This window comes from Streptomyces sp. NBC_00236, from assembly GCF_036195045.1.
Classification (GTDB): Bacteria; Actinomycetota; Actinomycetes; order Streptomycetales; family Streptomycetaceae; genus Streptomyces.
The window spans coordinates 7,671,011-7,697,810 of record NZ_CP108100.1 but is presented as its reverse complement, the minus strand read 5'-3'; the positions used below and the strand labels follow the sequence as shown (position 1 = coordinate 7,697,810).

The 26,800-nt window shown below is 71.9% G+C and carries 17 protein-coding genes, 1 tRNA gene and 1 pseudogene; 9 read left to right on the top strand and 10 right to left on the bottom strand.

Annotated features, from left to right (window positions below; all coding sequences use genetic code 11):
• Positions 1-21 precede the first annotated feature (21 nt).
• From OG446_RS34235 to OG446_RS34210, 6 genes are all read right to left on the bottom strand, one after another.
• Positions 22-3,498 (bottom strand): beta-galactosidase, encoded by a 3,477-nt coding sequence (locus OG446_RS34235; protein ID WP_328897673.1) that lies wholly within the window; start codon positions 3,496-3,498, stop codon positions 22-24.
• Between the two features lie 90 nt (positions 3,499-3,588).
• Complete coding sequence (locus OG446_RS34230; RefSeq protein ID WP_328897672.1) at positions 3,589-5,841, bottom strand: DUF4838 domain-containing protein; 2,253 nt, start codon at positions 5,839-5,841, stop codon at positions 3,589-3,591.
• Positions 5,838-6,863 (bottom strand): aliphatic sulfonate ABC transporter substrate-binding protein, encoded by a 1,026-nt coding sequence (locus tag OG446_RS34225; protein ID WP_328897671.1) that lies wholly within the window; start codon positions 6,861-6,863, stop codon positions 5,838-5,840. The genes OG446_RS34230 and OG446_RS34225 overlap by 4 nt, the downstream gene beginning before the upstream one ends.
• Entirely contained in the window at positions 6,860-7,642 is a 783-nt protein-coding gene (locus tag OG446_RS34220; RefSeq protein WP_328897670.1) for an ABC transporter ATP-binding protein, read from the bottom strand. Before OG446_RS34220 ends, OG446_RS34225 begins: the two co-directional genes overlap by 4 nt.
• Before the next feature lie 2 nt (positions 7,643-7,644).
• Positions 7,645-8,502: an ABC transporter permease gene (locus tag OG446_RS34215; protein ID WP_328897669.1), complete on the bottom strand. Its 858-nt coding sequence runs from the start codon at positions 8,500-8,502 to the stop codon at positions 7,645-7,647.
• Positions 8,499-9,986, bottom strand: coding sequence for a sulfatase-like hydrolase/transferase (locus tag OG446_RS34210; RefSeq protein ID WP_328897668.1), 1,488 nt, complete (start codon positions 9,984-9,986; stop codon positions 8,499-8,501). The genes OG446_RS34215 and OG446_RS34210 overlap by 4 nt, the downstream gene beginning before the upstream one ends.
• A gap of 206 nt (positions 9,987-10,192) precedes the next feature.
• Between OG446_RS34210 and OG446_RS34205 the strand changes: the two genes are divergently transcribed.
• Positions 10,193-11,392 (top strand): ROK family transcriptional regulator, encoded by a 1,200-nt coding sequence (locus OG446_RS34205; protein ID WP_328897667.1) that lies wholly within the window; start codon positions 10,193-10,195, stop codon positions 11,390-11,392.
• Positions 11,389-12,384 (top strand): formylglycine-generating enzyme family protein, encoded by a 996-nt coding sequence (locus tag OG446_RS34200; protein WP_328897666.1) that lies wholly within the window; start codon positions 11,389-11,391, stop codon positions 12,382-12,384. Before OG446_RS34205 ends, OG446_RS34200 begins: the two co-directional genes overlap by 4 nt.
• Here OG446_RS34200 and OG446_RS34195 read toward each other — a convergent pair.
• Positions 12,353-13,057: a CocE/NonD family hydrolase C-terminal non-catalytic domain-containing protein gene (locus tag OG446_RS34195; RefSeq protein ID WP_328897665.1), complete on the bottom strand. Its 705-nt coding sequence runs from the start codon at positions 13,055-13,057 to the stop codon at positions 12,353-12,355. The genes OG446_RS34200 and OG446_RS34195 overlap by 32 nt on opposite strands.
• Between OG446_RS34195 and OG446_RS34190 the strand changes: the two genes are divergently transcribed.
• Complete coding sequence (locus tag OG446_RS34190; protein ID WP_328897664.1) at positions 13,056-13,232, top strand: hypothetical protein; 177 nt, start codon at positions 13,056-13,058, stop codon at positions 13,230-13,232. The two genes, OG446_RS34195 and OG446_RS34190, sit on opposite strands and share 2 nt — an antisense overlap.
• A 39-nt stretch (positions 13,233-13,271) precedes the next feature.
• Here the strand turns inward: OG446_RS34190 and OG446_RS34185 are convergent.
• Positions 13,272-13,397: pseudogene (locus OG446_RS34185) on the bottom strand (MBL fold metallo-hydrolase); the annotation flags it as partial.
• Between the two features lie 186 nt (positions 13,398-13,583).
• Here OG446_RS34185 and OG446_RS34180 point away from each other — a divergent pair.
• The 5 genes from OG446_RS34180 to OG446_RS34160 all read left to right on the top strand — a co-directional run bounded on the left by OG446_RS34180 (position 13,584) and on the right by OG446_RS34160 (position 23,212).
• Positions 13,584-14,087, top strand: a complete 504-nt coding sequence (locus tag OG446_RS34180; RefSeq protein ID WP_328898505.1) for an Lrp/AsnC family transcriptional regulator — start codon at positions 13,584-13,586, stop codon at positions 14,085-14,087.
• Positions 14,088-14,159: 72 nt separating this feature from the next.
• The gene (locus tag OG446_RS34175) at positions 14,160-15,137 is read left to right on the top strand and encodes a hypothetical protein (protein ID WP_328897663.1); all 978 of its coding nucleotides are present in this window, start codon (positions 14,160-14,162) and stop codon (positions 15,135-15,137) included.
• Positions 15,134-17,197, top strand: coding sequence for a hypothetical protein (locus OG446_RS34170; protein WP_328897662.1), 2,064 nt, complete (start codon positions 15,134-15,136; stop codon positions 17,195-17,197). The genes OG446_RS34175 and OG446_RS34170 overlap by 4 nt, the downstream gene beginning before the upstream one ends.
• Positions 17,194-18,150, top strand: a complete 957-nt coding sequence (locus OG446_RS34165; protein WP_328898504.1) for an AAA family ATPase — start codon at positions 17,194-17,196, stop codon at positions 18,148-18,150. The genes OG446_RS34170 and OG446_RS34165 overlap by 4 nt, the downstream gene beginning before the upstream one ends.
• Entirely contained in the window at positions 18,143-23,212 is a 5,070-nt protein-coding gene (locus OG446_RS34160; RefSeq protein ID WP_328897661.1) for an SAV_2336 N-terminal domain-related protein, read from the top strand. The genes OG446_RS34165 and OG446_RS34160 overlap by 8 nt, the downstream gene beginning before the upstream one ends.
• Before the next feature lie 96 nt (positions 23,213-23,308).
• Here OG446_RS34160 and OG446_RS34155 read toward each other — a convergent pair.
• Both OG446_RS34155 and OG446_RS34150 read right to left on the bottom strand, forming a co-directional pair.
• Positions 23,309-23,382 (bottom strand) — tRNA-Pro (locus OG446_RS34155).
• A 49-nt stretch (positions 23,383-23,431) separates the two neighbouring features.
• Positions 23,432-26,065, bottom strand: a complete 2,634-nt coding sequence (locus OG446_RS34150; protein WP_328897660.1) for an ATP-binding protein — start codon at positions 26,063-26,065, stop codon at positions 23,432-23,434.
• A gap of 109 nt (positions 26,066-26,174) precedes the next feature.
• On the opposite strand from OG446_RS34150, the gene OG446_RS34145 reads away from it, so the two are divergent.
• Positions 26,175-26,702 carry a DUF309 domain-containing protein gene (locus OG446_RS34145; RefSeq protein ID WP_328897659.1) on the top strand — a complete coding sequence of 176 codons (528 nt, stop codon included), beginning with the start codon at positions 26,175-26,177 and terminating at the stop codon, positions 26,700-26,702.
• Positions 26,703-26,800: the final 98 nt, after the last annotated feature.

Sequence of the window (26,800 nt, the reverse complement as noted above, 5' to 3'; positions counted from 1 at the left end):
ACGGCACGGTGTGCGAGCCGGTTACCGTGCGGCGACGGCCGCGTAGTCGGGCGCCGTGTTCTGCGTACCCCCGACACCCCCCAGCACGGTGCCCTGGTTCACGAGCCCGACCCCGTCGGGTCCGACACCGGCCTGCTCTGCGCTGACCGCCAGCGCGACGGTGTTGTCGCCCTGCGCCTTCAGGAAGCCGGCCGGGATGACGAACTCCTTCTGCGGCCCGACATTGTTGACGTACTGACCGGTGTTCCAGCCGTTGACGAAGATCTGGACGCGGTACTTGTCCGCCTTCGCGCTGTCGTCGTCGATCCGCAGGCCGACCGCTGTGTCCGCGCCCCTGGGCAGGTCCAGGGGGACGGTGGTGCGGTACCACTGCACACCCGGGCGGGCGCTCTTGAGTGCGCCGGTCCGTCCCCAGGACGAGTCCGGCGCGCCCGGCAGGTGCCAGCCCATGCGCTCTCCGTAGAGACCTCCGTTGTTGTAGAGGCCGCGTGCGGTGTCGGCGGGGACCGGGCCGCCGAGGGCGCCCTGGATCCGCCAGTCGACCCGGCCCGCTCCGGCGATGTCGACGTCGGCCAGGCCGCGGCCTCCCTTGGACCTGCCGTCGGAACCCCAGTCCTCGTACTGGCCCATGTTCCGTACGAGGACCGCCAGTACGGCGGGCCTGCCCGGCTCGGTCAGTCCTGCCGGAACCGTGTGGGTGGCGGTGCCGTCGCCCTGGGCGCCCAGGTAGCGGCCGTTCAGCCAGACGAGGGCGTGGCCGGCGGTGCCGGTCTTCACCGTGACCTCGACCGTGCTGCCGGCGGTGGCCGGTGTGTAGTGGCCGCGGTACCAGGTGTCGCCTTCGTGGAATCCGTACTCGTCCGTGTCCAGTACGACGCCGGAGACCGCGCCGGGCCCGTGGCGCGGGTTGGCGGCCGTGGTCCGGTCCGCCTTCGTCCAGCCCGAGTCGTCGAACGCGGTCGTACGTTCCGGGTCGGACCCGGCGGTGCGCCAGGTGCCCAGGGCCGGCAGCGCCACGCCCGCGGGGCCGGGCAGATCGGCGACGAGCGCTCCCGCCTCGTCCCGGCCCGTCCGCAGAAGGCGATTGTTCCAGGTGAGGGTGGTGACGCCGGCGGGGGCGAAGACGCGCAGCCGTCCGGCCTTCCGGGTGTCGCCGGTCAGCTCCAGCCGGGTGCCCGTGACGTGGGCTGTGCGGGCGAGTTCCGGCCCCACGACCAGGACGTCGCTGCCTCCGGCGTCGAGCTGCCAGGTGCCGGCGACGGCTTGCCGGTCGGAGATCACGAGGGTGAGGACCCGGCCGCCGCCCGAGACGCGCAGGGTCCGGGTGCCGTCGTGCACGTAGTTGATCCGCAGGTCCTTGCGCTCCGGGTCCCAGGTGCTCTCCACGGCCGCCCCGTCCAGGGTGGTGACCTCCGGCTTCTCCGCATAGCGCAGCACGGTCTCGCCGTCGGTGCCCCGCGCGCCGTCGAGGACCAGCAGATCGCGCCCGGCGTTCAGCCGGGTGAGCACCTGTGAGGTGGAGTAGACGAGCCGGTGCGGTCCGAAGGCGTAGTCCGCGACAAGAGTCGTGGCATCACGGCCGTCGACGGTGACCGTGGTGCCCGGCTTCTGGGGAACGCGCGGGTAGGCCGCGTCCCCGACGGGCTCGTCACCCGGGCTCGTGTCGATGGCGTCGACGGAGACGAACGTTCCCTGCGAGGCGGCCGTGCCCTTCTCACCGGTGACGACGATCTTGAGCGTGTGCGAGCCTGCGCCGAGGCCGTTCGTCTCGTACAGGACCCGTTGGAAGGCGGGCGAGGCGGCATAGCTGTCGACCGTCGCCCTTTTGACGCCGTCGATGTACACGTCCGCGGTGCCGTGGTTGGAGGAGTCCGGCCCGATCCAGCGCACGGCCGGTCCGTCGAAGGTGACTTCGACGCTGTCACCGGCGACCGAGGAGAACGTCTCGTCGTCCTTGAAGTCCCCGCCGGTCCACGGCTTGCCGGTGGCGTGCTCCCAGGAGCCGGTGAACTTCAGCGTTCCGGTGTCCGAGTCGTTCCAGCGGTACGAGGCGTCCTCGGGCGGCGCGGGAGGATCGGCCAGGTCCAGGGGGAAGGTGACGCCGCTGGTCGTGGTGTCGTTGGAATCGGGGTGGCGCAGCGTGATCAGCCGCATGCCGTTGCCCGAGACGGAGCTGGAGGCCGCGTCCTCGGTGGACAGACGCTGCTGGGCCTTGACGGGGCCGCCGCCCGTGACGGTGACCGGCGGGGCGGTGACGGCGCCTGCGGAGGCGATCGGCTTCACCGCGTGCTGCAGGTAGCCGAACTCCTTCTGGACGGCGAGGTTCGGGGTGATCGTACGGTTCTCGGATATCGCCGCCCCGTAGTCGTAGGAGGTGAATCCGGAGCCGGGGTCGCCGGTCCAGCCCCAGTTGGTACCGCCGTACTCCATATAGGAGTTGAACAGGGTGGCACCGTTGGCGAGATTGTTCACGGCGAACTGGCGGGTGAACGCGGCGTCGGTGAACTTCGCGCAGTCGCTCGTCTGGAAGTCGCGGCCCCAGGCGGTGAACGCGCCGCCCTGCCCCTCGGCGATGAAGACGGGCGTGCCGGGCGAGTAGCCGCGGACCCTGGATTCGTAGTCGCTCAGTTGTCCCCGGCCACCCGCGCAGTCGAAGCCCAGCGGGTACGTGTCGAAGGCGTAGAGGTCCAGCTGGGAACCGCCGGGCCCGCCGGGGACGTTCCAGCCGTGGCCGTTGCCGTAGTCGTTGTGGAACAGGGGCACGGTGATGCCCTGTTCGACGACGGCGCTCTGCAGCTTCTCGATGTATTCGATGTGCTCGGCCGAGTTGTCGATCTGTTCGTTCTCGACCTGGTAGGCGATGACGCTGCCGCCACCGTCGGTGATCTGGTGCCTGCCGATGATGCCGTTGACGGCCTTCAGCCACTCCAGGTCGGCCGCCAGGTTCTGCGGGTCGGCCGTGCGCTGCTCGCCCGCGTACGTACTCATGTAGGGCGGCAGACCGCCCATGCTCACTTCGGCGTTGATGTACGGGCCGGGACGGGCGATGACGTAGAGGCCCTCCTGCTCGGCCATGGTGAGGAGACGGTCGATGTCGCGGACGCCGGTGAAGTCGTAGGAGCCGGGCTTGCTGGAGTGGTAGCCCCAGAAGAAGTACAGCGACACGGCGTTGAAGCCCGATGCCTTGAGCTTCTGCAGGACGTCGCGCCACTGGTCGGGGCTCGGCAGCCGCCAGTAGTGGAACTCTCCGGACCAGACGACCAGCCGCTCGCCGTCGACCTTCAGGGACTTCTCGTCCCGGGCGACGGTGTGGGGACGGTTGTCGTTGCCCGGGAAGCGGTGGGTGGTGGCCGTGGCGGCCGGCGTTCCCTCCGGCGCTCCCGCCGGACGCGCGGACACGGGCAGGGGTGCGGCGAGGGACAGCACAAGGCCGGTGGCCAGGCCGCCGACGACGGCGCGGCGCCGTAAGGCGCGCGGCCGGTGGGGGTGTTTCGTCATGAACGCCCTTTCGCTGTGCGCTGATGGTGCGGTTCGTCCGGCCGGCTCCGGCTGCACGGAGCAGCGGAGCCGGCCGGGTGGCCGTGCGGGTCAGCGAATGTCGGCAGCCACCTCCGAGGGGACCAGCCGGGTGCCGTCGGACAGCCGGAACTCCAGCGTGATCCGCTGCCGGCCGGATTCCGCACCGGCCTCGGCGCGCACGGCCACGCGCTGGATCCCGCCCCGGGTCCCGCGCACCGTCAGCGTGCCGCCGGCCGGCTCCACGAGGACGCCTTCCGGCGCGGTGGCCGACCAGTGGACGGTGTGGCCGGTGAAGTCGACGTCCTGGGCCTCCACGTCGAGGGGCACGGAGCCACCGGCCGGTGCGAGCACGAGGAGGCCCGGGTTGCCGAAGCCCGCCGCCGGGCTCGCATACGTGTCGACGACAGCCTGGCGGATCGCCGCGTCGTCGTACGGCGCCTGGCCCTGGGGGCCGTTCCACCGCCACCAGGCCTGCATGTTGGGCAGGCAGATGCCGGTGAACCGGTTGCGGTGCACGAGCGCCCGGTACTCCTGGCGGGCGGTGTCCAGTTCGGCGCTGCCCGCCGGAGCCAGGCCGATCCTCATGTCGGCGAGGGCGATGTCGAGGTTGCGGGTCAGCCGGTCGAGCAGGGTGTGCGCCGCCGCACCGGCCGCCTGCCCGGCCGCCTCCTGGAGGGCCGCACGGGCCTGCGTGTAGTTCGTGGCGAGTACGGCAGGACCGTGGGTGTCCGGGTCGAAGCGCGTGAGGTCGTAGTAGCGCCCCGTCGCGGCTGCCGCGCCGGCGCCGAAACGCGCCCGGAGGTAGCCGTCGAGGAAGCCTCCGGCGTCCAGGGTGCTGTCCCAGGCCAGCGCGGCGAACAGGTTCTGGACGTGCTCGTACGTGATCCAGTCGCCCGGCTCGCTGTACATCCCGTAGCCGTTGATCCCGAGACCGGCCTCGAAGCCGACGTCGCCCGCGATGGTGGCGAGCGGGTGCACCGGCAGGCTGCGCCAGCGGTAGCGCCGGTAGTACTCGTACATCGCGAGCGGGCCCCGGTGTGTGGTGCGCCAGGCGCGCAAGTTGTTCGCGAAGGAGACGTTCGCGCCGATCGCGGGGTCGCCGAGGTGGCCGTCGTAGTTCCGGGAGTACGGGGCGAAGTCCACGATGACCTCGGGGTCGCTCGCGTACTCCGGGTCGGGCGGCTGGACGGTGGAGGCGTACGCGATCCGTTCGACGCGGACCCCGGGCAGTTCCTGGCGCAGCACCCGGACGAGTTCGTTGACGACCACCGACTCCGCGTTGGCCGGGCTGCCGTAGCGGTCGAGGATCGGCTTCTGGAAGGCGCCGACATCCGGCGGCCAGCAGTCGAAGACCGTGATCTCCGGACGCTCCCGCAGGAAGTCCAGGACCTTGGCGACGTACGCGTCCAGTGCCTCGGGGTTGTAGATGTCGAAGAGCGGCCCGCCGGACGCGTAGTACTCGGGGTAGTCGGCCTTCGGCAGGAAGCTGTCGTAGCCGTGGCCGCCGGTCTCGACGCGCAGCGCGCGTTTGCCGGCCTCGCGGACCAGTACGTCCCGTACACCGTCGTACGTGGTGACGCCGAGGCCCAGGTAGTCGGTCGGGTGGACGAAGGTGTTGAGGCGGTTCTTCGCCATCCAGTCGAGCAGCGGCGGCAGGCTCCTCGCGGTGTGGCTGAAGCCCTCCTCGGCGTACTGCCGACGTAGTTGTGAGCCCGGACGGTCGGTGTGGCGTACGGCGGGGAGGGTGAGGGTGCGCGTTCTCGGCACGTACTCGTGGTGCCCCTCGTACGCGGGGAAGGCCGGGGCGAAGAAGCGCACGCCGGTCCGTTCCAGGAGGGCGTAGACGGCGTAGAGCGGCGCCCGGTCGCCCTGGCCGGTCAGCAGGAGGCAGGTGTCGTCGCCCAGGAGCGTGAAGGAGTCCTCCGGCGCGCCGGCGAGTTCCCGGCCGGCGTCCGCGAGCCCTGCCTCGGGAATGCCGGCCCGTCCGCCGGTTCCGGAGCGCAGGGCCACCAGGCCGGTGACGCCCTCGGGCCGGGCGGCGCCGGGGTCGGGGGCTGCGCGCAGCGGGAGCCGGGCGCCGGTGATCCGGTGGAGGTAGTCACGGAGTTCGGTGGCGGCGAACTCCGCGCTGCCCCCGCCCCACCAGAGCACCGTGGCACCGGCCCGGCCGCCGGAGGCCACCTTGAGCGGGGCGCCGGCTGCCGCGGCGTCGGTGGCGGTGAACCCCGGCAGGAGGGCGGCGCCGGCCAGGCCCGCGGTTCCCACGAGGAACCCGCGGCGTCTGAGGGCGCCGGCCCGGTCTTCGTACGGGGCGTCGTTCATGAGCGGTCCGCCTTTCCGGCTGCGGTGTACAGGTCACCGAGGTAGTAGTCCGAGGCCTTGCCCGCCTTGGGCAGCTTGCCCATCCGGTTGAAGACGCCGGCCAGTTCGTCGAACCAGCCGTCGACGGTGCCGTCCTGGGTGAGCTTCGACAGCTCGTCGGAGGGCAGGATCTTCACGTACTTCGTGGAGCCCTTGAGCTGGTCGGACGGCAGCTTCAGGAAGTCGGCGGCGACGGTCTCCGACTCCTCGGGATGCGCGGCGATCCAGTCACCGGCCTCCTTGAGCACTCCGGTCACCTTCTTGACGAGCTCCGGGTTGCCGGAGGCCAGCTTGGGCTGGGTGACGAAGACGTTGGGGAAGGTCAGCTTGGGGTAGTAGTCCTGGGTCCGGCTGACCTCTCTGAGGTCGGGGACCTTCTTCTTCATCGTGTCGATCAGCGGGTACCAGGTGGCGGCCGCGTCGACCTGGCCCGACGAGAACGCCGTGACGACGGTCGAGGCGTCCATGGCGACCTTCGTGATGTCGTCCGGCTTCAGACCGGCCTCGTTCAGCGCGAGGTTCAGGATCATGTCGCCCGAGGTGCCTTCGGCGACGGCCACCTTCTTGCCCTTGAGGTCGGCCGGCTTCTCGATGCCGGAACCGGGCCGGGCGATGACCCGGTCGGCGAGGCCCAGCATGTTGACGGAGACGATGGAGGCGCGGCCGGAGGCGGGCAGCCACAGGGCGCCGGGGCCGAGGTAGCCGAAGTCGAGGTCACCGGTGCCCAGGGCGGTCACCTGGAGTGGTCCGTTGGTGAAGACCCTGAGGTCGGGGGTGACGCCCGCCTTCTTCCACAGCCCCTGCTTCTGGGCCACGGCCAGGGCGACGGAGCCGCTGTAGTCGGCGATGTAGCCGAACTTCACCTTCTGCGCTCCGCCGGCGGCGTCCGCGGAGTCGTCCCCGCAGGCCGTGGCGGTGGAGACGAGCGCCAGGGCCAGGAGCAGGCCGGCGGTTCGGCGGCGGACGGCAGGGATCGACTTCATGACACCATTCCTTCGAGCGGGGCGGGCTGGTGGTGGACGGCGTGCCACACCTGGGCCCGCAGTTCGGCGAACTCGGGCGACAGACGCTGTTCCTCGGTACGCGGGTAGGGCAGCGTGACCGGGATGACGGTGTGGATGCGGCCGGGGCGGGCCGCCATGACGACGACGCGGTTGGCGAGGAAGACCGCCTCGTCGACGTCGTGGGTGATGAACATGACGGTGCGCCGGTCGCGGCCCCAGGTGTCGAGGAGCGACTCCTGCATCCGGACCCGGGTGAGGGAGTCGAGCGCGCCGAAGGGCTCGTCCATGAGCAGGACCTTGGGGTCCACGGCGTAGGCGCGGGCGATGGCGCAGCGCTGTTTCATGCCGCCGGACAGGGTCTTGGGCAGCGAGTCGGCGAAGTCGGTGAGGCCGACGAGCTCGATGACCTCGCGGGCCCGGCGCCGGCGCTCCGCCTTCTTGACGCCTGCGACCTTGAGGCCGTACTCGACGTTGGCGGTGACGGTCATCCAGGGGAAGAGCGCGTACTGCTGGAAGATGACACCCCGTTCGGGGGCGGGGCCGTGGACGGGGACGCCGTCCACGGTGACTTCGCCGTCGGTGGCGTCGAGAAGTCCGGCGGCGATGTTCATCAGGGTGCTCTTGCCGCAGCCGGACGGGCCGACGACGGTGACGAACTCGCCGTCCTCGATGTCGAGGTTCACCCGGTCCAGGGCCAGGAAGTCGCCGTCCTTGACCGCGAAGTCCCGTGTCACGTCGTGGAATTGGATGGTGGGCATGGTTACCGCCGTTCCTGCCAGTGGGTGAGCCTGCGCTCGGCGACGAGCAGCAGCCGGTCCATGGCGAGTCCGATCGCACCGATCGCGATGAGCTGGACGAAGATGGTCGGCAGGTCGTAGTAGAGCTGTGCCTGCTGCATCCGGAAGCCCAGTCCGCCCTGGGCCGCGATGAGTTCGGCGGCGACGACGGTCGCCCAGGAGGCGCCGAGCCCGATCCGCATGCCGACCAGGATGAAGGGGGTGGAGGCCGGCACGACGACGCCGAGGAAGACCTGCGGGTCGCGGGCGCCGAGCACCCGGGCCGCGTTGACGAGGGTGACGTCGACGGCGACGACGCCCTGGAAGGTGGAGACGACCGAGGAAAGGAACGAGGCCAGGAAGATCACGAAGATCTTCGGGGTCTCGTCGATGCCCATGAGGACGATGGCGAGCGGGATGATCGCGAGCGGCGGCACCATGCGGAAGAACTGCAGCCACGGCTCGATCAGCCTGCGGACGACGGGGTACCAGCCCATGACGAAGCCGACGGGGACGGCCAGAACGACACCGAGGACATAGCCGATGAGGACGCGCTTCAGGCTGGCGCCCGCGTCCTCGAAGAGCGTGCCGTCGGCGATGAGTTCACCCGCGCGACGGGCCACGACGACCGGACCGGGGAAGCCCTCGATGCCGCTGTTGGCGAGCACCACCCAGACGAGCAGTCCCAGCGCGGCGGAAGCGAGGCCGAGCAGGACGGCGGCGAGCCGGCCCGTCTTCCGCGCCTTCTTCCTGGCACTGCCCGTGCGCTTCGGGCCTTTCGCGTCTTCCGGGTCCGCGCGCTCGGACCGGTGCTCCGCCGGAGCGTCGACGGGTGCCTTCATGCCACTTCCTCCGCGACGCCGTCGACGTCCGCGGCCCGGTCGCCGCCGATGTCGGCCATGTAGCTCATCCACGTGTAGGCCGGGTCACCGCGGCGCAGCAGTTCGCGGTAGAGCCGGACGGTGAGGTCGCGCCGGACCTCGGCGTAGGCGGGCGCGTCGTACACGTTGTGCAGTTCGTGCGGGTCGGTCTCCAGGTCGTACAGCTCGTGGACGCTCTCCGGGTTGTGCACCAGCTTGTGGCGCCGGTCGCGGAGCATGCGCTGGGAGTACGGGAAGTGGTGGCCGTGGAACTCGGCGACGATCTCGTCGCGGGTGCTCCCGGAGTCGGCCCCGTGCAGCAGGGGCAGCAGACTGGTGCCGTCGCACAGCTCGGGCACGGGCGCCCCGGCCATTTCGAGGATGGTCGGATTGAGGTCGATGAGTGAGGCGAAGTCGTCGCTGACCTGGGCGGGGGCGCCGGGGATGCGGGCGATGCCGGGGATGTTGTAGATGTCCTCGTACATGGCCGGGCCCTTGTCGTTCAGCCGGTGGGCGCCGGTGAACTCGCCGTGGTCGGCGGTGAAGAAGACCGCCGTGTCGTCCCACAGCCCGTGGCCCTTGAGCGCTTCGATCAGCCGGCCGGCCTGGTGGTCGATCATCGTGACGTAGCCCCAGTAGACGGCGATGAGCTTGCGCCAGGCGGCGGCGTCGAAGTCGTCCGAGGACCAGTAGGCGCTGTACTGGCGCTGCACCTCGGGCTTCCCGGCGAAGGTCTCGGCCATCGAGGCGGGCAGGGGTACGTCGTCGGGGTCGTACAGGTCGTAGTAGCTGTCGGGGATCAGGTAGGGCAGGTGGGGGCCGTACCAGTGGCAGGAGAGCATGAACGGGGTGCCGTTCGCCTTCCACTCGGCGGCGTAGCGGTCGAGAAGGCCGAGTGTGCGGTCGGTGAGGAAGGCCTCGATGGTGGCTTCGGCGGGCTGCTGGAGCCGTCCGGCGATGAGGTGGCCGCGGCCGGTGTCGTTGGCCGCGGTTCCGAAGACGGGTTCGCTCACCGAGAAGGGCGGGAAGCCGTTCTCCTCCAGCCACTTCTCGTACGAGGGGTGGTGGACGGGGTTGAGGGCGCCGGGCAGGTGCTCGCCGTCCAGGCCGTAGAACTCGGGTCCGCGTTCGCGGCCGATGTGCCACTTGCCGACATGGCCGACCGAGTAGCCCCGGTCCGTCAACTGGCTCCAGAGCATGGGGTCGTCGTCGGAGAGTTCGTCCTTGCTCCCGCCGTTGCGCTCGGGGTTGTTCAGCATGCCGTGGCGGAAGGGGTGGAGTCCGGTGGCGAGCGAGGCGCGGGCCGGGGTGCAGATCGCGGTCGGGGTGTAGAAGCGGTCGAAGCGGGTCCCCTCGGCCGCCAGGGCGTCCAGGGCGGGGGTGTCGACGAGCGGGTTGCCGTAACAGCCCAGGGTGTCGACCCGGTGCTGGTCGGTCATCAGGAACAGGACGTTGCGCGGAGCCACTCGGGCCGCCCTTTCGGTGGTCGCTCACGGTGCTGCCGTGGAGCCGGCCGGCACGCGGTCCGGCGATGCCTCGACGCGTGCCGGTGCTGGCAATTGACCGGAACTGTAGGGACGGCTCCTTTTTTACGTCAACCCTTGGGAATAAACATTGTGTGAATTCGTCCGATGCGTTGACAGAAACCCCTTGACCGATCGACCATGCGTCCATGACGGAACGCACCGATGCCCTCCAGCGCCTGCGCAGGGCCAACGAAGCCGCCGTACTCGGTGAACTGCGCAGGTCGGGCGCGCTGAGCCGCGGCGAGCTGAAGGCGCGGGTCGGTCTCTCCCGCACCACGCTGTTCGCGATCGTGTCCGATCTGCTGGAACGCAAGGCCGTCGTCGAGCAGCCGGCCCCCGACTCCGAGCAGCCGCGCGGGCGCGGCAGGCCGGCCCTGGAGATCTCGCTCAACTCCCGCGGCGCCGAACTGATCGGCATCGACCTCCAGCGCCACCACATCCATGTGGTGGTGGCCAACTGCGCCCACGAGATCGTCGGCCGCCACAGCGCCCCCGTCCCGGCGGACAGCGGCGCGGCCGAACGGGCCTCACAGGCGATCCGCGCCGTCGAGGACCTGGTGCGGCGCGAGAACATCAGCCTCGCCCCCGTCGCGGGCATCGGTCTCGGCCTTCCCGGCTTCGTGCAGAACCCGGCCTCCGGCGACCCGCACACCATGACGCCGTTCGCGGGCCACGTCGCCGAGGAGCTGGGCCGGCACTTCGACGCCCCGGTGCTCACGGACAACAACTCCCGGCTCGCGGCCCTCGCCGAGGTGACCTGGGGAGCGGCACGCGGAATCGACAACGCGGTCTATCTGCGCTGGTCCGAAGGGGTCGGCGGCGGACTCGTCGTCAACGGCGCACTGGTGCACGGCGCCCACGGCACCGCCGGGGAGATCGGCCACACCAGCTGCGACCCCGACGGAAAGCCCTGCCACTGCGGGGGCCGGGGCTGTCTGGAGGGGCTCATCTCCATCCCGGCCCTGCTCGCCGCCTGCGCCGATCGCGGGGTGACGGCCTCGGACGCCGCGGAACTCGTCGCGCTCGCGGCCGAGGGCAGTCCGGAGACGGCGGAGGTGATCCGCGACGCAGCCGTCATCGCGGGCCGGGTGCTCGCCGCACTGGCCGCACAGGTCGACCCCGAGTGCATCGTCGTCTACGGAGAACCGGCGGCCCTCGACGCGCTCGTCCTCGCACCGATCCGCGAACAACTGGCCGCGCTCTCCCTGCCGTCGGCCCCCCGCACGATCGAGGTGCGCGGCTCGACGCTGGGCGGCGACGCCGCCGCGCTCGGCGGGGTCGCCCTGCTGCTGCGCACCACCGGACAGGACCTGGCGGAGCTGCTGGACCCGGGGGTCTCACGGTGAGCGCCTGCTGCGGACCCGCCCGCGAAAACGCCGCGCCCCCCACGACCGTCACGGCCGCTCCCCCGGCGGACTTCGCCGTCCCGGAGCGCCACCCCGCCGAGCTGCTGCGCGGCATGGTGGCGGTGCCCGGCGGTCCTTTCCTGATGGGCGGCGAGGACGAGGACGCCTTCCCGGCCGACGGTGAGGGGCCCGTACGGGAGGTGACGCTCGCCCCGTTCCACATCGACGCGGCCTGTGTCACCAACGCCCGGTTCGCCGTCTTCGTCAAGGCCACCGGCTATCGCACCGAGGCCGAACTCATCGGCTGGTCCTATGTGTTCGGCTCCTTCGTACCGCCCGAGGCCCGCCACGCCGTACTGCCGGGCACCGTGCCCGGCACCCCCTGGTGGCGTGCGGTGGCCGGCGCGCACTGGCGTGCCCCCGAGGGGCCGGGCACCTCGGTCGGAGACCGCCGCGACCATCCGGTGGTCCACATGTCGTGGAACGACGCGACGGCCTACGCCCGCTGGGCGGGCAAGCGGCTGCCGACCGAGGCGGAGTGGGAGAAGGCGGCCCGCGGCGGACTCGTCCGGGCGCGCTTCCCCTGGGGCGACGAACTGACGCCGAACGGCCGGCACCGCTGCAACATCTGGCAGGGCGACTTCCCCGTACGCAACACGCGCGAGGACGGCTTCACGGGCACCGCACCCGCCAAGGCGTACGCCCCCAACGGCTTCGGCCTCCACAACACCTCGGGCAACGTGTGGGAGTGGTGCGCCGACCGGTTCAGCGCCGACTGGCACGCCGAAGCCCGGCCGGAGACCCGCTCGGACCCGGCCGGGCCGCCGCACGGCGAGAGCCGTGTGCTGCGCGGCGGCTCGTACCTGTGCCACCGCTCGTACTGCAACCGCTACCGGGTCGCCGCGCGGACCTCCAACACGCCCGACAGCACGACCGGGCACGGGGGCTTCCGCTGCGCGGTCACCGTCGGGAGGGCGCGGGGCCATTCGTGAAGGGAAGCACCGGCCGCGACGGGTGCGCGGCGTCACGGTAGATCTTGTGCGTGACAGGGCGTCCCACCGGCAGGTGGAAGGCGTCCGACGGCAGCAGGGCGTTGTGCTCGTCGGCCGGCGGCTCGTCGTTGGACAGCTCCACGACCAGTTTGTGCTCGGGCAGGAACGTCGCCGCGAACGGATAGACGCGCAGGACGTACTCCTCAATCTTCCCCGGCTCGACCGGCACCGCGCGGGTGTGCGGGTGGTGGGGGTCGCCCTCCGTGGTGCGCTCCTCGTCCAGCTCGCGGTGCGAGGCCTTGAGGTAGGCGGTCGTGATGAGCTGACGCCTGCCGGACGGGGACTCGTCCCACATGCGCAGGATAAAGTTGGTGTCCGGCTGGTCGATCTCCGCGAAGATATGCGCCGCGCCCTGGCCGATCATCTCGGTGGGCTCGGTGAAGGGTTCGGTGCTCCGGTTGAGGATCTCCACCTTGTCCGTCACCGTCAGCGGCACCTCGTAGAAGCCGTCGGGTGCGGCGTGCTCGGAGCCCATGAGCTCCGGTTCGAAGGAGCGCTTGCGGAGCGGACGCAGATAGAGCGACGCGTACGTCACGTCCTTCGGCGGCCACTGCGCGCCGGTGACGGTCTCGCGCGAGCCCTCGATGTGGACGGTGACGGAAGGCTCGTCCATGATCCCGTTGTCGATGCCCTTGAGCGGGCGCGGCTGCGGCGGAGTGGTGAGCGCGAGTGCCTGGCGCTCCTTGCCGTACGGGCTGCGTGGCCGCCGCGGCCTTCGCCTCGCCCTCGGGATCGCCGAGGTACCGGCCCCGCCCGGCGAGGTACTCGTCGACGTGCGCCCGCCGTGAGCGGAGCATCGGTGCGTCGGCCTCGTGGATGACCACCTTCGCGCGGCGGCCGGTGAGCTCCCACAGGGCGTGCGCCCCGCCGATGTGGTCGATGTGACCGCGGGTCAGCAGGATCCAGCGCACGTCCTCGACGGGCCGGCCGATGGCCTCCAGGGCGGGGGCCAACCCCTCGACGGGAGAGAAGGCTATTCCCGTACCGACGATAGCGGCTTCGGGTGCGTCGCCTCCTCTCAATGGGCTCCGGCTGCTTCCTCTGCACCCGGCTCGACGTCACCGACCTCGACCTGAGCGCCTTCGTGGTGCCCGACCTGTTCATCGGCATCGGCGCTCGATCCCGACGAAGCGAACGCCCTGCGCGCCCCGGCCGCCGCGCCGCTCCCGGCACCCGCCGCTCCGGACCCCGCCGATCTGGCCATGCTGAACGTACTGCGGCGCGACGGCAGGGCATCGCTCGCCCAGCTGCAGGCCGCCGGCGGCCTGCACGAGACCGCGGCCAAACGCCGCCTGGAACGTCTGCGCGCCTCCGGTGTGCTGAATCTGGCCGTCGGATACGACCACGAGCCGCTCGGGCAAGGCATCGAGGCCCTGTGCTGGCTGACCGTCCCTCCTCATGCGCTGGAGCGCACCGGCCGGGGCGTCGCGGACCACCCCGAGGTGCGGTTCGCCGCAGCCGTGACCGGGCGGACCAACCTCGTCGTGTCCGTGCTCTGCCGTACGACCGACGACCTCTACGGCTTCCTCACCGGGAGGATCGGCGCGCCGGGCGACGTGTCCACGGCAGAGACCGTGCTCACCCTGCGCCGGGTGAAGTCGCTCACGAACGAGCAACCGTCCCTGCACCCGTCAGCTGACTGATTCACGCCCCGGGCCCGCGAGTTGTCGCTAGGGTTCATCCGAAGGTCGGCGCAAAGGACTTCGGGGGCACGAGTGAGCGTTTCGGGCACTCCTCAACTGGTGTTCGTCCACGGGATCGGCGGTCTGCGGGACGCCGCGAACGAACGACGTGAGTGGCTCGTGGCTCTCGCCGAGGGAGCACGCGCAGCCGGGCACGCCGACGCGGTCTCCGGGCTGACGCAGGGCTGGCTGGCGGAGGTGCGCTTCGCCGACTACAGCGACCTCTTCACGGACTCCGAGGCCCAGGGCGACGGACCCTGGACGCTCGAGGAGCAGGAGGACGCCGCCTTCATGACCGCGTTCGTCGCGTCTCTGGTCGACGAGCTCGCCCGGCAGGCCGCGGAGCGGGGGGACCGGCGGACGGCGGCCGTGGCCGAGGACGCCCGTGCGCAACTGCCAGGCGCCGACGACAGCGAGGAGCAGGGCGCCGGGGAGCCGTTCCGGGTCCTCGGGCAGGTTCTGACGACCTTGTTGCAGATGCCGGGGCTGCGGGGATGCGCACAGTGGGCGAGCGGCACGCCGCTGCTGTGGCACCTGGCCCAGGTCGGACGCTACCTCCGCAGGCGGGAGGCCGACGACAGGGGGCGCACCCTGGACGTCCGGATCCGCGAACAGGTGCTGAAGGGGACGGATCCCGGCCGGCCGCTGATCGTGGTGAGCCACTCGCTGGGCACCGTGGTCGCGTTCGAGGCGCTGCGCCGGCACAAGGGGCCGGTTCCGCTGCTGATGACGCTGGGGTCCCCGCTGGCCACCGGGGCGGCGGTCCTGCAGCGGCTGGTTCCGCAGCCGCCCCGTACCCCCAACCGCGTCGAGCGGTGGCTGAACTTCTGGGACCGCGACGACGTGGTGGTGGGCCGGCCGCGCCTCGACAAGTGGATGCTGCCCAACGCGGCGGGGGTCGTGCCGGTGACCAGCCGGGTGGACTCCGACGGACTGTGGGTCCACACCGCGACGAAGTACCTCCGGCAGGCGGAGGTCGCCGGTCCCTTGGTCGAAGCGCTGAAGAGGTGACCGACGGGCAACGCCGGCATGTGCTGGTCGTCGGTGCGCAGTGCACGGCCATGCGCAAGCTGTCCCGGCTGGAGGAGGCCGCCCGTGCTCTGCACGGCGTGCTGACGAACCCGGCGCTCGGGGCGTGCACCCCCCGCAACGGCGCCCATGGCTCCCTCCTGCTCGGTTCGGCGCTCACCACCGAGGATGTCCGCGCCGCTGTGCGCGAGGCGGTCCGGTGCGCGCGGGAGGACAACGCGGTGCTGGTCCTGGCACTGCTCGGCCACGGCTTCACCCCTCCGCTCCAGGCCGACCTGTATTTCATGGTCGCCGGTTCCACGACCGGAAGCACCATCTCGGCATTGAACGTGGGCCAGTTGCTCACGGACGCCGTGGACGAGCCCGGGGTCGAGGGCGTGATCGCCCTCGTCGACACCTGCCATGCCACCGGCGGGATGCCGGACATGCGCCGGATCACGGGCGGGGTCCGGGCCGGCCGTACGAGGATGTCCGTCGTCACCGCCGCGGCCGCCGGCCAGGAAGCCCGTGACATGCGCCTGAGCTTCGCTCTGGTCGCGGCGTTGCGGGAGGGCCTCGCCGGGGCGCACACCACGGTGTACGCGGACGCACTGCTCATCGAGAACCTGCGCGGCCGGGTCAAGGGGCAGGCCATCGGGAGATTCGAGTACGACAACGACCCCTTCGTCGCCGAGGGGCTCTGGCTGGCCCGCAACGTGCGCTCCGCTCCCGGCGCCGGAGGCGGCGTGGTCGGGCCGGCAGGCATGGGGGACCTCGAACAAGCCGTGTCCATGTGGCGAGCCGATATGCGGCTGCCGACCCCCCGCACCCGCGGGGACCTCGATGAGCTGTACACGTTCGCCCGGGAGGGCCAGGTCGACGACTCGGCCGACCCGCACTGGCGCGACCGGGTCATCCAGGTGGTGGAAACGCTCCTCACGTGCGCCGATACGGTGTCGCTCCTCAACACGGTGCTGGCCGACGTCCTCACCAGTGATCTGCTGCGTGAGGCACGCCAGTTGGCGGGGCTGCCCCCCGAGGCGGAGGGTTCCGAGCTGCTGCGTGGCCTGGTCGAGTACGCGGCACTGCGTGCGTCGGGCGTCGATGATCCACGCTGGAAGGCGCCCGCGCGTTTCGTCGCGGCGCTGGCCGAACTGTCCGGCAGTGCCGACGTCGTTGCGCAGCTGCGGGGTTGGGCGGGTGACCTCGGCGCCGTCACCGAATTCAACGACGCCCGGACGGAACTGACGCGGAAGCGGCAGCAGGGGGAGCTCCGACTCGTCGTCAGCCTGGCCGGTGCGCTGACCGACTGGCCGGAGGAGGTGGACGCCTGGCTGGTCGGTACCGGGGAGCGGCTGCCCGTACACCACCGCTTCCGCTGCGAGTCCGCGGACCGCCTGGGCACGGGCCGGGCGATCGGCGCCGTGCTCGCGTGGGCGCGTGGCCGGCTCCCGTCGCCGGAACAGCTGGTCAACGTGGATGTCGCTGCCCCCGCTCACCTGCTGGCACGCTGGCAGCCCGAGGAGGAGCAGGTCGGTCGCCGGCTGCTCGGGGTCAACCATGACGTCGTGGTCCGGTGGAGCGGCCGGATGGACCCGGCCGAGGAGAACGCCGAAATGAACGACGCCGCCCGCAAGGCGCTGCGCACCATGGCCTCCTGCGGCGCCGTGTCGGTGGAGTGGATCGGAGTGTCCGTCCTGGACGACCGAAAAGGCCTCGAACGGGGGCTCATGACCGGCCGGTACGACACCGCCGTCGGACTCGACCACCATCCCGACACCCTGCAGGACGCCCTGGAGCAGCTGCTGCCCTACGCTCCGATCATCCTGTGGCCGCGCCCGGGCACCCGGGCGGCCGGAGCGCTGCCGTCCCTGGTGCGGCAGCACTGGCACAGCCTTCCGGACGGCCTGCCCGCCGCCTACCGGCAGCGGTGGTCCCCGGAGCACGAGGGCTGCGGGACATGTCTGGGCGACGTACGCGCCGTCTGGCACGACGAGGCCTGGCTGGAGTTCTGCCGACCCTTCGAACAACGCATCGTGGTCGGCCCCGAGGAGGAATGGTGAGCTGGAAGCCCTATTACCGTGGTGACGGCGAGCAGCGGGACACTCCGCTGGCCGATCCGCCCCCGTGGCGCACGTTCCCCCGTACGCCGCAGCACCGGCAGTATCAGCCACCGCCCGGTCTGACCGACGCGGTCAACACCGCCCTGCACCTGCGCCGGCCGCTCCTCGTCAGCGGGCCTGCGGGATCGGGCAAGTCCACCGTGATCGAGCAGGTGGCTCACGAGCTGGACCTCGGCCCCGTGCTGCGCTGGCACATCACGTCCCGCAGCTCGCTGACCGAAGCCCTGTACCGTTACGACGCGTTGGGGCGCATCCACGCCCAGAGCCTGCGCGCGGCGATGCCGCAGGGCCGCGCGGGCCGGGCGGGGCACGCCCGTAGCAGGGACGACATCTCCCCCTTCCTCCAACTGGGCCCGCTGGGCACCGCTCTGCTGCCCGGGGACCGGCCGCGCGCGCTGCTCATCGACGAGATCGACAAGAGCGACCTGGATCTCCCCAGCGACCTGCTGGAAGTGCTGGAGCGCGGAGAGTTCGAGATCCCCGAACTCGTGCGGTACCGCCGCCCCCGGGTCCGGGTCCGGCAGTGGCACAGCGACGAGGAGCACTCCGTCGAGCGTGGTCGGGTGCGGTGCACACAGTTCCCGTTCATCCTTCTGACCAGCAACAACGAGCGGGACTTCTCACCGGCCTTTCTGCGGCGGTGCATCCGCTTCACCATGCGTCCGCTGGACGACGACCTGCTCGAAGGCATCGTCAGGGCTCACTTCGCCGAGTTGCCGAGCGGTTCCGAAGAGGTCATCACCCTGTTCGCCGATCGTGTCAGGTCCGGCGAGCACCTGGCCATCGACCAGTTGCTCAACGCCGTGGCCCTGCTCACCGGCAGCCACGCGCCCGGGCCGGACCAGTACAAGGAGCTGCGCAAGCTGGTCCTGCGTGAACTCTCCCGTGTCTGACTCCCTGGCCCGCCTTCTCCGGGCGCTGAGCCGGGTGCCGCTGCCGGACGGGGCCGACGCGAGCACGCTCGCCGACGCGGTGTGGCTGGCGGCCTCCGGTGTCGTCGGAGAAAACACCGAACCGTCGACCGCCTCGGTGGCCGACGAGACAGCACCGGACCCGGCACCCGGAGAGGCGGTGGCTGCTGACGGGGACACTCCGCAGGACGTGCGGACGGCCGGTGCACCGAGCACGGGGAGGACGGAGTTGTCCCTGCGCCGGTCCGGGTCGGACACCACGGTGCGGGGTGTGCCGCTGTCCCTGGCACGTGCCGATCCGCTGCCGGACGCCCTCGCTGTCGGTCGTGCGATCCAGCCGTTCCGCCGGCCATGGCGGCGTGGCGGGCGGAACAGGCTGGATATCGAGGCCACCGTGGAGCATTACGCGCGCGGCGGTCCCCTGGTGCCGCTGTTCCGCCCTGCTCCGGAGCCCTGGTTCGAGGCAGTCGTCGTCGTGGACTCCTCCCTGAGCATGAGCGTGTGGGAGGAGACCTCACACGCGGTGATCCGGCTCCTGAACACTCTGGGAGGCTTCCGCGCCGTCCACACCTGGCGTCTGGAGTGGCAGGGCACCGAGCCTCGCGTGCTCGACCACCACGGCCGCGAGGTCCTGGGTACGCGCGTCCCCCACCACGGCAGCGGCACCCAGGGCAGGAGACTCGTCCTGGTGCTCTCCGACTGCGCGGCCCGCGGCTGGCACACCCCGGCGCCGTGGCTGCTCCTGCGCGAGTGGGGCCGGCAGGTCCCGGTGGCCCTGCTCGACCCGCTGCCCCCGCGTCTGTGGCGCCGCTCCGCCCTGAACCTTCCCGCTGTACGCGTGGCCGGTGGCCGGGCCGGCGGTCACAACGGCTCCCTCCGCTTCACGGTGCCGCCCCGGCTGAGACCCCGCGAGGACGAGGAGCAGTCGTCCGGGCCCTGGTCCGCTCTGCCCGTCGTGTCGTGCACCCCGCACTCCTTGGGCGCCTGGGCGAACACGCTCATGCGCGCCGACCCCGCCGGCTGCGGCGCCGTCCTCGTCCCCGCCACCGGCCGCCTCCCCCGGGGGCGGACCGGCCCGGCTCCGGCCCGGCCGTCCGATCCCGCCCTGCTGGCGGAGGCGTTCGTCCGTACGGCACCGGCGCCCGCCGTACGCCTGGTCGTCCTCTGCTCCGTGGTGCGGCAACTGCCCCTTCCCCTGTTGCACGTACTGCGCGACCAGGCGGTGCCCGAGGCCGCGTACGCCGATCTCGCCGAGGTCCTGACCAGCGGCCTGTTCGCGGTACGACGCGTCCCGGACGGTGATCCGGTGCTGGCCCTGCACACGCCCGCCCGGACGTATCTGCGGACGCATCTGACGACCCACGACGCATGGCAGGCCCGGGCCGCCTTCGGCCGGCATGCCGCAGCGCAGCCGTATGCCCCGCAGGGCATCGCGGCCGTCCTGCACGACGTGTGGTCGACGACCGAACTCCCGGTGGAGGAATCGCCGTTGGCGGACTCCGTCGCGGTTCCCGCACGCCCGGCCGGGGGCGGGAGGGCGGCAGCGCGCCCGGTCACCGACGAGGACCGTGCGACTGTTCCGGCAGGTCCGGCGGACGACTGGTCGGCCGTCGTGCAGAACGTCCGGGAGAACGTACGGGCTGTGCTGGGCCCTGCGGCCGACGGCACGCTCCAGGACGCCGAAACCGTGCTGCGGGAGCTTCTCGACCACGCGCGCGCGTATCTGCCGGTTCCCCTGGGACTCCGGCCGCGACAGGAAACGGTCTTTGACCACCTCCGTGAGCTGCACGGCGGCCCTCTCACGCCCGCCGATGTATTCGGAACCCTCGCCCTGGAGTACAACCCCACCGGGCGCATCAACATGGAAATCCTCCCGGCGGACGACGTGACCGGGAGGGACATGCGGTGGCACTCCCCCGGCGGGCCTCTGTACGTCACGGCCGCCCTGGCCGCGGCGCCGTCGGATGCGCGCGCCGTGGAAGTGGCGCTGGCGGACAGGCCCGCGGTCCCCTCTGCCGTCGAGTTCGTGGTGGTGCTCGACGAGTCGGACAAGCCCGACGGTCTCGCGCCTCTGGACAGGTGCGTCACGGTGGTCGAGCGGGAGGGTCCTCAGCCGGGTGTGGTCATCGTGATCCGTCTCCAGACCCTGTACGGAGCCGCTCCGCCCGACAGCCCGGCCGAGCTCGCCGACGCCCTGCGGGCACTGCACAGGCGGGCCGGCAGTCCGACACACTCGGAGCTGATCGGGCAGGCCGCCCGGGAATCGCCTCCCGTGATCCTTCGGTCCACCACCCTGTACGAGTGGTTCACCGGGCAGAGCGTTCCGAAGGACACAGAGGCGTTCGACTGGCTGACTCGCCATCTCGTCGGACGGGCGGATCCGGAGGTCGACGCCGGCCGCTCACTGTTCCGGCTCGCCGCGCTGCGGCATCACGCCGCCGCGGCGGAGAAGCGGCGAGGCAGCGGGGCGTCGGGCGGACGCTCACGGCTCGGCCGCCCGGTCGCCGAACTCGTCGCGGGCGCCGAGCGACTGAGCCTCGCCCCGTTCCACGTCCGCGACACCGATCTGCGGTTCCGGGACGTCGTGCGGGACTGCGCCGCCGGGGCGAGCATGATGGCGCTCCTCGTGGGACCGCCCGGCTCCGGCAAGAGCCGGTCGAGCGTGGAGGCCGCGCGCCTGCTGCCGGGCGACTGGTGGCTGTGGGAACCGGACTCCGTCGCCGAGTTGGAAGCGGCCTTGGACAGCCCGTCCACGATCCGCCCGCGCACGGTGGTCTGGCTGGACAATGCGGACCGCTACCTCCTGGACCGGTCGGACGGCGGCCGGGGCGAGCGCGTCGCGGCCGGACTGAGAACACTTCTGCACGCGGCCGACCGCGGACCCGTCCTCGTGCTGGGATCGCTGAGGACCGAGGAATGGACCGATCTGACGACCGTCCCCCTGGCCGCCGCCGACGATGCCCACGCCCAGGCGCGCACCCTGTGCGAGGAGAACCTGATCCTCGAAGTGCAGGCGCCGCAGGCCAGTGACGTGATCGAGAGGTATCTGTCCGGGACGGGTGCCGTTCGCGCCGTCGTGGACGCCGCGCTCGATGCCGGCCGCTGCGGACACGGCCCGCTGATGTCCGGCACGTTCCTCTCCGAGGCGGCCAGGGACTACCTCGGCACCGGATCGGTCCTGTCCATTCCGGGGGATGTCCCGGTCGCCGCCCTGGCGGGCCTGGGCCTGTCCCTCGTGTCACCGGGGTCCGGCTCCCAGCTGTACTTCCGGCTCTCGGAGGACATCGTGCGGTTCGGACGTGAGCGCCGCAGCCGTCTCGCCCCACCCGAAAGCCTGTGGAACGCCCTGGCCGGCCACGCGTCCGCGCCGGACCTGGAGGCCATCGCCCGGGCCGCGCACGAACGCGGCGACTTGGAGCATGCCGAGCGCTTCCGCGCTCTCGCCGATTCCGCGCAGGCGGGCCACGGAGGGCCCACCGGCCAGGAGAGGTCGGCTCCCGCTCTGCGCAAGCTGCTCCAGCGCACCGACCTGTCACCGGTGGAGGCGCGGGCCGCCGCCGACGAGGCCCTGGCCTGGCTGCGCGCCGACAGCGGTACCGAGAGCGCCCAGTACGTTCTCAACGGTCTGCTGCCGCGCACCGGCCTGTCCGGGGAGCAGACGGCAGAGGCCGTGCACCACGCGCTGAACTGGCTCTCCGTGTATGGAGAAATCCAGGACGCTACGTTCGTCGTGGCTCCCCTTCTCCCGCTTGCCGCCTTGGACGAGCGCGAGGCGCGCCGGGTCGTGGAGCGCGCCGTACGGTGGCTCGACATCCACGGTGAGGACACGTCGGCACAGTTCGTGCTTCGCCCCCTCCTCCAGCGCCCCGAACTGTCGGATGGCCAGGTCCACAGCGTGGCGGACCACGCGTTGAACTGGCTGGACCTGCACGGCGGCGACCACGCGAACCAGTTCGTGCTGAGTGCCGCGCTGCGCAGGAACGACCTGCCGCCGGAGCTGACGCCCCGGTTCGTCGCCCTGGGCCTCGCATGGCTCCGGTCGGTCGGCACGGACGCGTCGGCCAAGTTCGTCCTGCGCCCCTTGCTGCAACGCCCCGACCTCAGCCCCGAGGAGGTGCGGGCGGCCGTGGAGCGGACGATGCGGTGGCTGCGGCGCCACGGCACCACGAGCGACGCCCAGTTCGTCCTCAATGCCCTGCTGTACAGGCAGGACCTCACCCGGGAAGAGACAGGAGAGGCCGGAAAGGTGGCGCTCGACTGGTTGCTGGCCCACGGCCGCGACAGCTCCGCCCGCTATGTACTCCGCCCCCTGCTGGAACGCACCGACCTGAGCCGGGAACTGCCGCCGTGGGCCGTGGAGGTCGCGGCGGAGTGGAGCCGCGCCCGTTTCGACCGTGGGGAATCGGACGGAGGTGTCCAGCAGCTGCTGAGTCAGCGCGCCGGCGATCCGGGCCCCGTGCGGAGCTGTGTCGTTCTCGCCGCCGAGATCGCGGGCTACTCCGACGCCGAGGCGGCCGTCCAGGCCGACCGCCAGCACGCCCTGCACGGCGTCCTCGTCACCGTGCTGACCGGCGTGTCCGACGTGCACTGCGAAAGCCGCCGCGCAGGGGACGGCGAGATGCTCCTCTTCTTCCCCCACGAGACCCGTCGCGCCGGGCTCGTCCGGGATCTGCTCCGGACCATGGAAAGCGCTCTGCACGAACACGCCGTGACCGGAGGGCTGAGGCTGCGTGTCGCCCTGCACGCTGCCGAGGTCGGCAGCGACGAGCAGGGCTGGCGCGGCCGGGCGCTCGCGACAGCTGCCCGCCTGGTGGACTCCCCGGCGCTGCGTGCCGCTCTCGACGCGGGGGGCCGCTCGCCGGTGGCCGCGGTGATGTCGGCGGAGCTGTTCGGTGTCGCCTTCCCCGACGGCGGGCCCCTGGCCAGTACGTTTCGCCCGGTCTACGTCACGACGAAGGAGGACGTCGTACAAGCCTGGATCTCGGTCGCCGGATTCCAGGAACCGCCCGGCATCGAGCCGTGGACCGGGCGGGCTCAGACGTAGGTCACAGCCCGGCGTCAGAGGTGGCTCACGCCCCAACGGTCGAGGGCCGGTACCGGATTTCTCCGGTACCGGCCCTCGATCTACGACTCCCTCGAGTCGGGACGACAGGATTTGAACCTGCGACCCCTTGACCCCCAGTCAAGTGCGCTACCAAGCTGCGCCACGTCCCGCTGCCAGTCCCCCGGTCCTGCCGGGCGGCTGCGCAGGACAAACATTACCTCACTCCGTGGACCGCATCGACGCCCGTGCCTGCTGGGCGCGGGCTGCCAGTCCCTCGGCGCCGCAGGCCGTGGCCAGCTTGTGCGCCCGGGCGAGCTCGCGCGGTGAGCGGGTGGCGACGCCGTGGTCGAACAGGGCGAGCGCGCGTTCGTAGCCGGACGGCGAAGCCTCCAGGTGGCGGACCGCCTCGCCCAGGAGATGAGCGGCCTCGTCCGGGCGGGCGAAGAGGGCGACACAGCGCAGCGCCTCACCGATCGCCGTTTCCGTACCGAATCGCTCGGCATGCACCCGGGCGGAGTTGGCGAGCTGGGCGGCGCGGCCCGGGTCGTCGTCGATCAGGGCCCGGGCCAGGTCGCCGGCCCACGGGCCCCAGATGCCGTTGAACCTGCCACGGGGTTCGAGGGCGTGGCCGGCGGCCTCCAGCTCCGTGACGGCTTCCTTCGTACGGCCTTCGGCGAGCAGCAGGCGGCCACGGACGCACGGGGCGTCGGGCAGCACCATGGCGCTGGGGTAGGGCAGCCCGAAGTCGTACTGGTCGGCGATCTTGCGGGCCTCGGTGACCCGGCCACGGGCCAGCAGCGTGTCGATGAGCAGACAGGCGGCGTCCCAGTGGACGGGCAGACCGCTGCCCACCCGGTCGGCGAGCCGGAGCCCCTCGCGCAGGAAGCCCTCCGCCTCGGCCAGACGGCCGCGACGGCGGTGGACCAGGCCCAGCAGGGTGTGGGCGAAGGCCAGGTGTGCACCGCTCCAGCCGGAGATCTCGAAGGCACGCACGGCCTCGCCGAAGAGTTCCTCGGCCCGGTCGAGTTGGTCGGTGAAGGCGTAGGTGATGCCGAGCAGGGTCGGGAGTTCGAAGCCCCATTCGGTGTCGGTCCAGCCGAGGCCGCGGGCGGGGTGGCCGTTGACCAGGGCGCGTTCGCACAGGTCGACGATCAGCTGGGCGTTCTCGCCGCGCAGCATCGCGTCGAAGGCGCGCAGCGTGAGCAGCGCCCGTTCGGCGTTGTCCCGGCCGGTGAGGTGGTCGGCGTTGGCGGCGAGCCGGCGGGAGCGGCCGTGGCCGTCCTGCTCGGTGGCCTGCATGCCCTCCCAGAGGAAGTGGGCGGCCTGCAGACGCATCAGGCCCGGGCCGGGCGCCGTGCGTTCGGCCTCGGCGGCCAGGGCGAGCGCCGCTTCCTTCAGCTGGTTGTTGTGCGACAGCGCGGCCGCGAGCCGGAAGGTGGCGTCGACCCGCAGTTCGTCGGCCAGGCCCGGCAGGTCGAGGGCGGCCCTCAGATGCTGCACGGTGGTGGGCGGCGAGCTGAGGAGCGTGGCGCAGCCCAGTTCGTAGAGCAGGGTGGCGCGCACGTCGTGGCGCGGAGGTTCCTGGAGGGCCCGCTCCAGGCAGCGGCGGGCAGCCTCGGGGGCGCCGACCGCGAGGTGCTGGTTGGCCGCCGCCCGCAGCTGTTCGACCAGCTCCTGGTCGTCGTCGGGGTGGACTTCGAGCAGGTGGCGGGAGGCGGCGGCCGGGCCTAGCCCGGCCCGGGTGATCGCCCAGGCGGCCCTGCCGTGCATGGCGGTGCGGGTGGCAGGCGGGATGGAGCGGTACACGGCGGTGGCGATCAGGGGGTGCACGAACTCCAGCGGGTCGAAGCCGCTGACGATGCGGGCCTCGCGCAGCCGGGCCGTGCAGTCCGCCGCTTCGGCGGGGCTCATTCCTGCCAGGGTGGCGGCGAGGTCCTGGGAGATGTCCGTACCGAGGACGGCCGCGGCCCAGGCGAACCGGTTGGCGTTGGTGCCGAGCCGTTCGAGCCGGGCGACGAGGCCGCTGCCCCGGGCGGATGCGCCGAGTTCGCGCAGCAGTCCGGCGGACTCCTCCAGTGGGGGCAGCTCGCGGTCCTGGACCTTGGCGACGAGTTCGACCGCCTCGTAGGGGTTGCCACCCGTGACGGCCCACACCTCGCGGCAGAACGGGTCGTCCGCGTGGTCCCCGAGGGTGGCCCGGACCAGTTCGGCGGTGGCGTCGGGGGTGAGCGCGCGCAGGGCGACCCGGACCTGCGCCGGGTGACTGCCGGCGGGCGTGCGCTCGGCCTCGCGGGCCGCGAGCTCCTCGGGGCGGTGTGCCTGGACGACGAGGACCTTCACTTCGCCGAGCCGGGCGGTGAACGAGGCGAGCCAGGCGAGGGATTCGCCGTCCGCCCAGTGCGCGTCGTCGATGATGAGCAGCAGCGGGCGGTGGCTCAGCCGGGACGCGAGCCGGGAGACGACCCAGTCGAGGCCGTCGCGCACACCCTGCGGGTCGGGCTGCGGTCCGGTCGGCTCGGAGAGGCCGAGGGCGGGTGCGGCGATCTCGTACCAGGACCCGAACAGCGCCTTCACGTCGTCGGCGGGGAACTGGTCCAGTGCGGGCTGGAGCAGTTGGCGTACGACGTGGAACGGCACCGAGGTGACCGTCTCGCCACCGCGTGCGGACCAGACCGTGCAACGGTCCTCCGCCATGGCCCGGATCTCGCCCAGTAGCGCGGTCTTGCCGATGCCTGCTTCGCCACTGAAGACCAGCAGCCCGCCGGTCGCCTGCGCGCCGCACAGCGCGTCAACGGCGTCTGCGGCAGCGGCGAGTTCCGGTTCGCGCTCGTACAGCGGCCGGGACGGCTTCATGCCTACCCTCCCCCAAAGTCGATTGGATGACAGTCGAGACTAGTCGTGCGCGGGGGCCCACCGACAGTGGTTCGGGCAGTTCGTCGCAGGTGCGAGGCACAATCGAGGAGTGGACGAGACTCGCAGGGACCGTGACATCGAGGGCCGGGCGCACAATGCGCGCCCCCGGGACGGGCTGGGGCGCCCCCTGCCGTACGGCACGGTGGGGGTCGAGCGGCAGCCCGAGGGGGTGGTCCGCACCCCGGAGGAGACCGTACGGGAGGCGCAGCGGCTGCTGGACGCGGGCATGCCGTTCCATGCGCACGAGGTCTTCGAGGACGCGTGGAAATCGGGCCCCGACGCGGAGCGGGAGTTGTGGCGGGGGCTGGCCCAGCTGGCCGTCGGGCTGACGCACGCGGCCCGGGGGAACGCGACGGGCGGGGCGCGGCTGCTGCGGCGCGGGGCGGCGGCGCTGACGGAGTTCGCCGCGTCCGGCGGAGCCGGGGCAAGCGCCGGGACGCCGGTGGTCACGGCGTACGGGATCGGCATCGGGCCGCTGAGCGGCTGGGCCCTGGCACTCGCGGCACGGGTCGAGGACGCGGGCGCCCCTGTCGTGGACGCGGCAGCCGAGGCGCCGCGGCTGCGGGCGGACAGCTGACGGCGGGCCGCCGCCCCGGGCGGCCCGGGGCGGCGAACTCGGCTTACTTTCCCTCCCCTTGACCGAGAGCGGTGAACAGTGCCGTGCGAAACCATTAC

Coding starts and splice junctions, on each gene's coding strand:
- OG446_RS34235 (WP_328897673.1), bottom strand. CDS start 3,498: ATGACGAAACACCCCCACCGGCCGCGCGCCTTACGGCGCCGCGCCGTC.
- OG446_RS34195 (WP_328897665.1), bottom strand. CDS start 13,057: ATGGACGAGCCTTCCGTCACCGTCCACATCGAGGGCTCGCGCGAGACC.
- OG446_RS34230 (WP_328897672.1), bottom strand. CDS start 5,841: ATGAACGACGCCCCGTACGAAGACCGGGCCGGCGCCCTCAGACGCCGC.
- OG446_RS34150 (WP_328897660.1), bottom strand. CDS start 26,065: ATGAAGCCGTCCCGGCCGCTGTACGAGCGCGAACCGGAACTCGCCGCT.
- OG446_RS34225 (WP_328897671.1), bottom strand. CDS start 6,863: ATGAAGTCGATCCCTGCCGTCCGCCGCCGAACCGCCGGCCTGCTCCTG.
- OG446_RS34215 (WP_328897669.1), bottom strand. CDS start 8,502: ATGAAGGCACCCGTCGACGCTCCGGCGGAGCACCGGTCCGAGCGCGCG.
- OG446_RS34190 (WP_328897664.1), top strand. CDS start 13,056: ATGATCCCGTTGTCGATGCCCTTGAGCGGGCGCGGCTGCGGCGGAGTG.
- OG446_RS34205 (WP_328897667.1), top strand. CDS start 10,193: ATGACGGAACGCACCGATGCCCTCCAGCGCCTGCGCAGGGCCAACGAA.
- OG446_RS34220 (WP_328897670.1), bottom strand. CDS start 7,642: ATGCCCACCATCCAATTCCACGACGTGACACGGGACTTCGCGGTCAAG.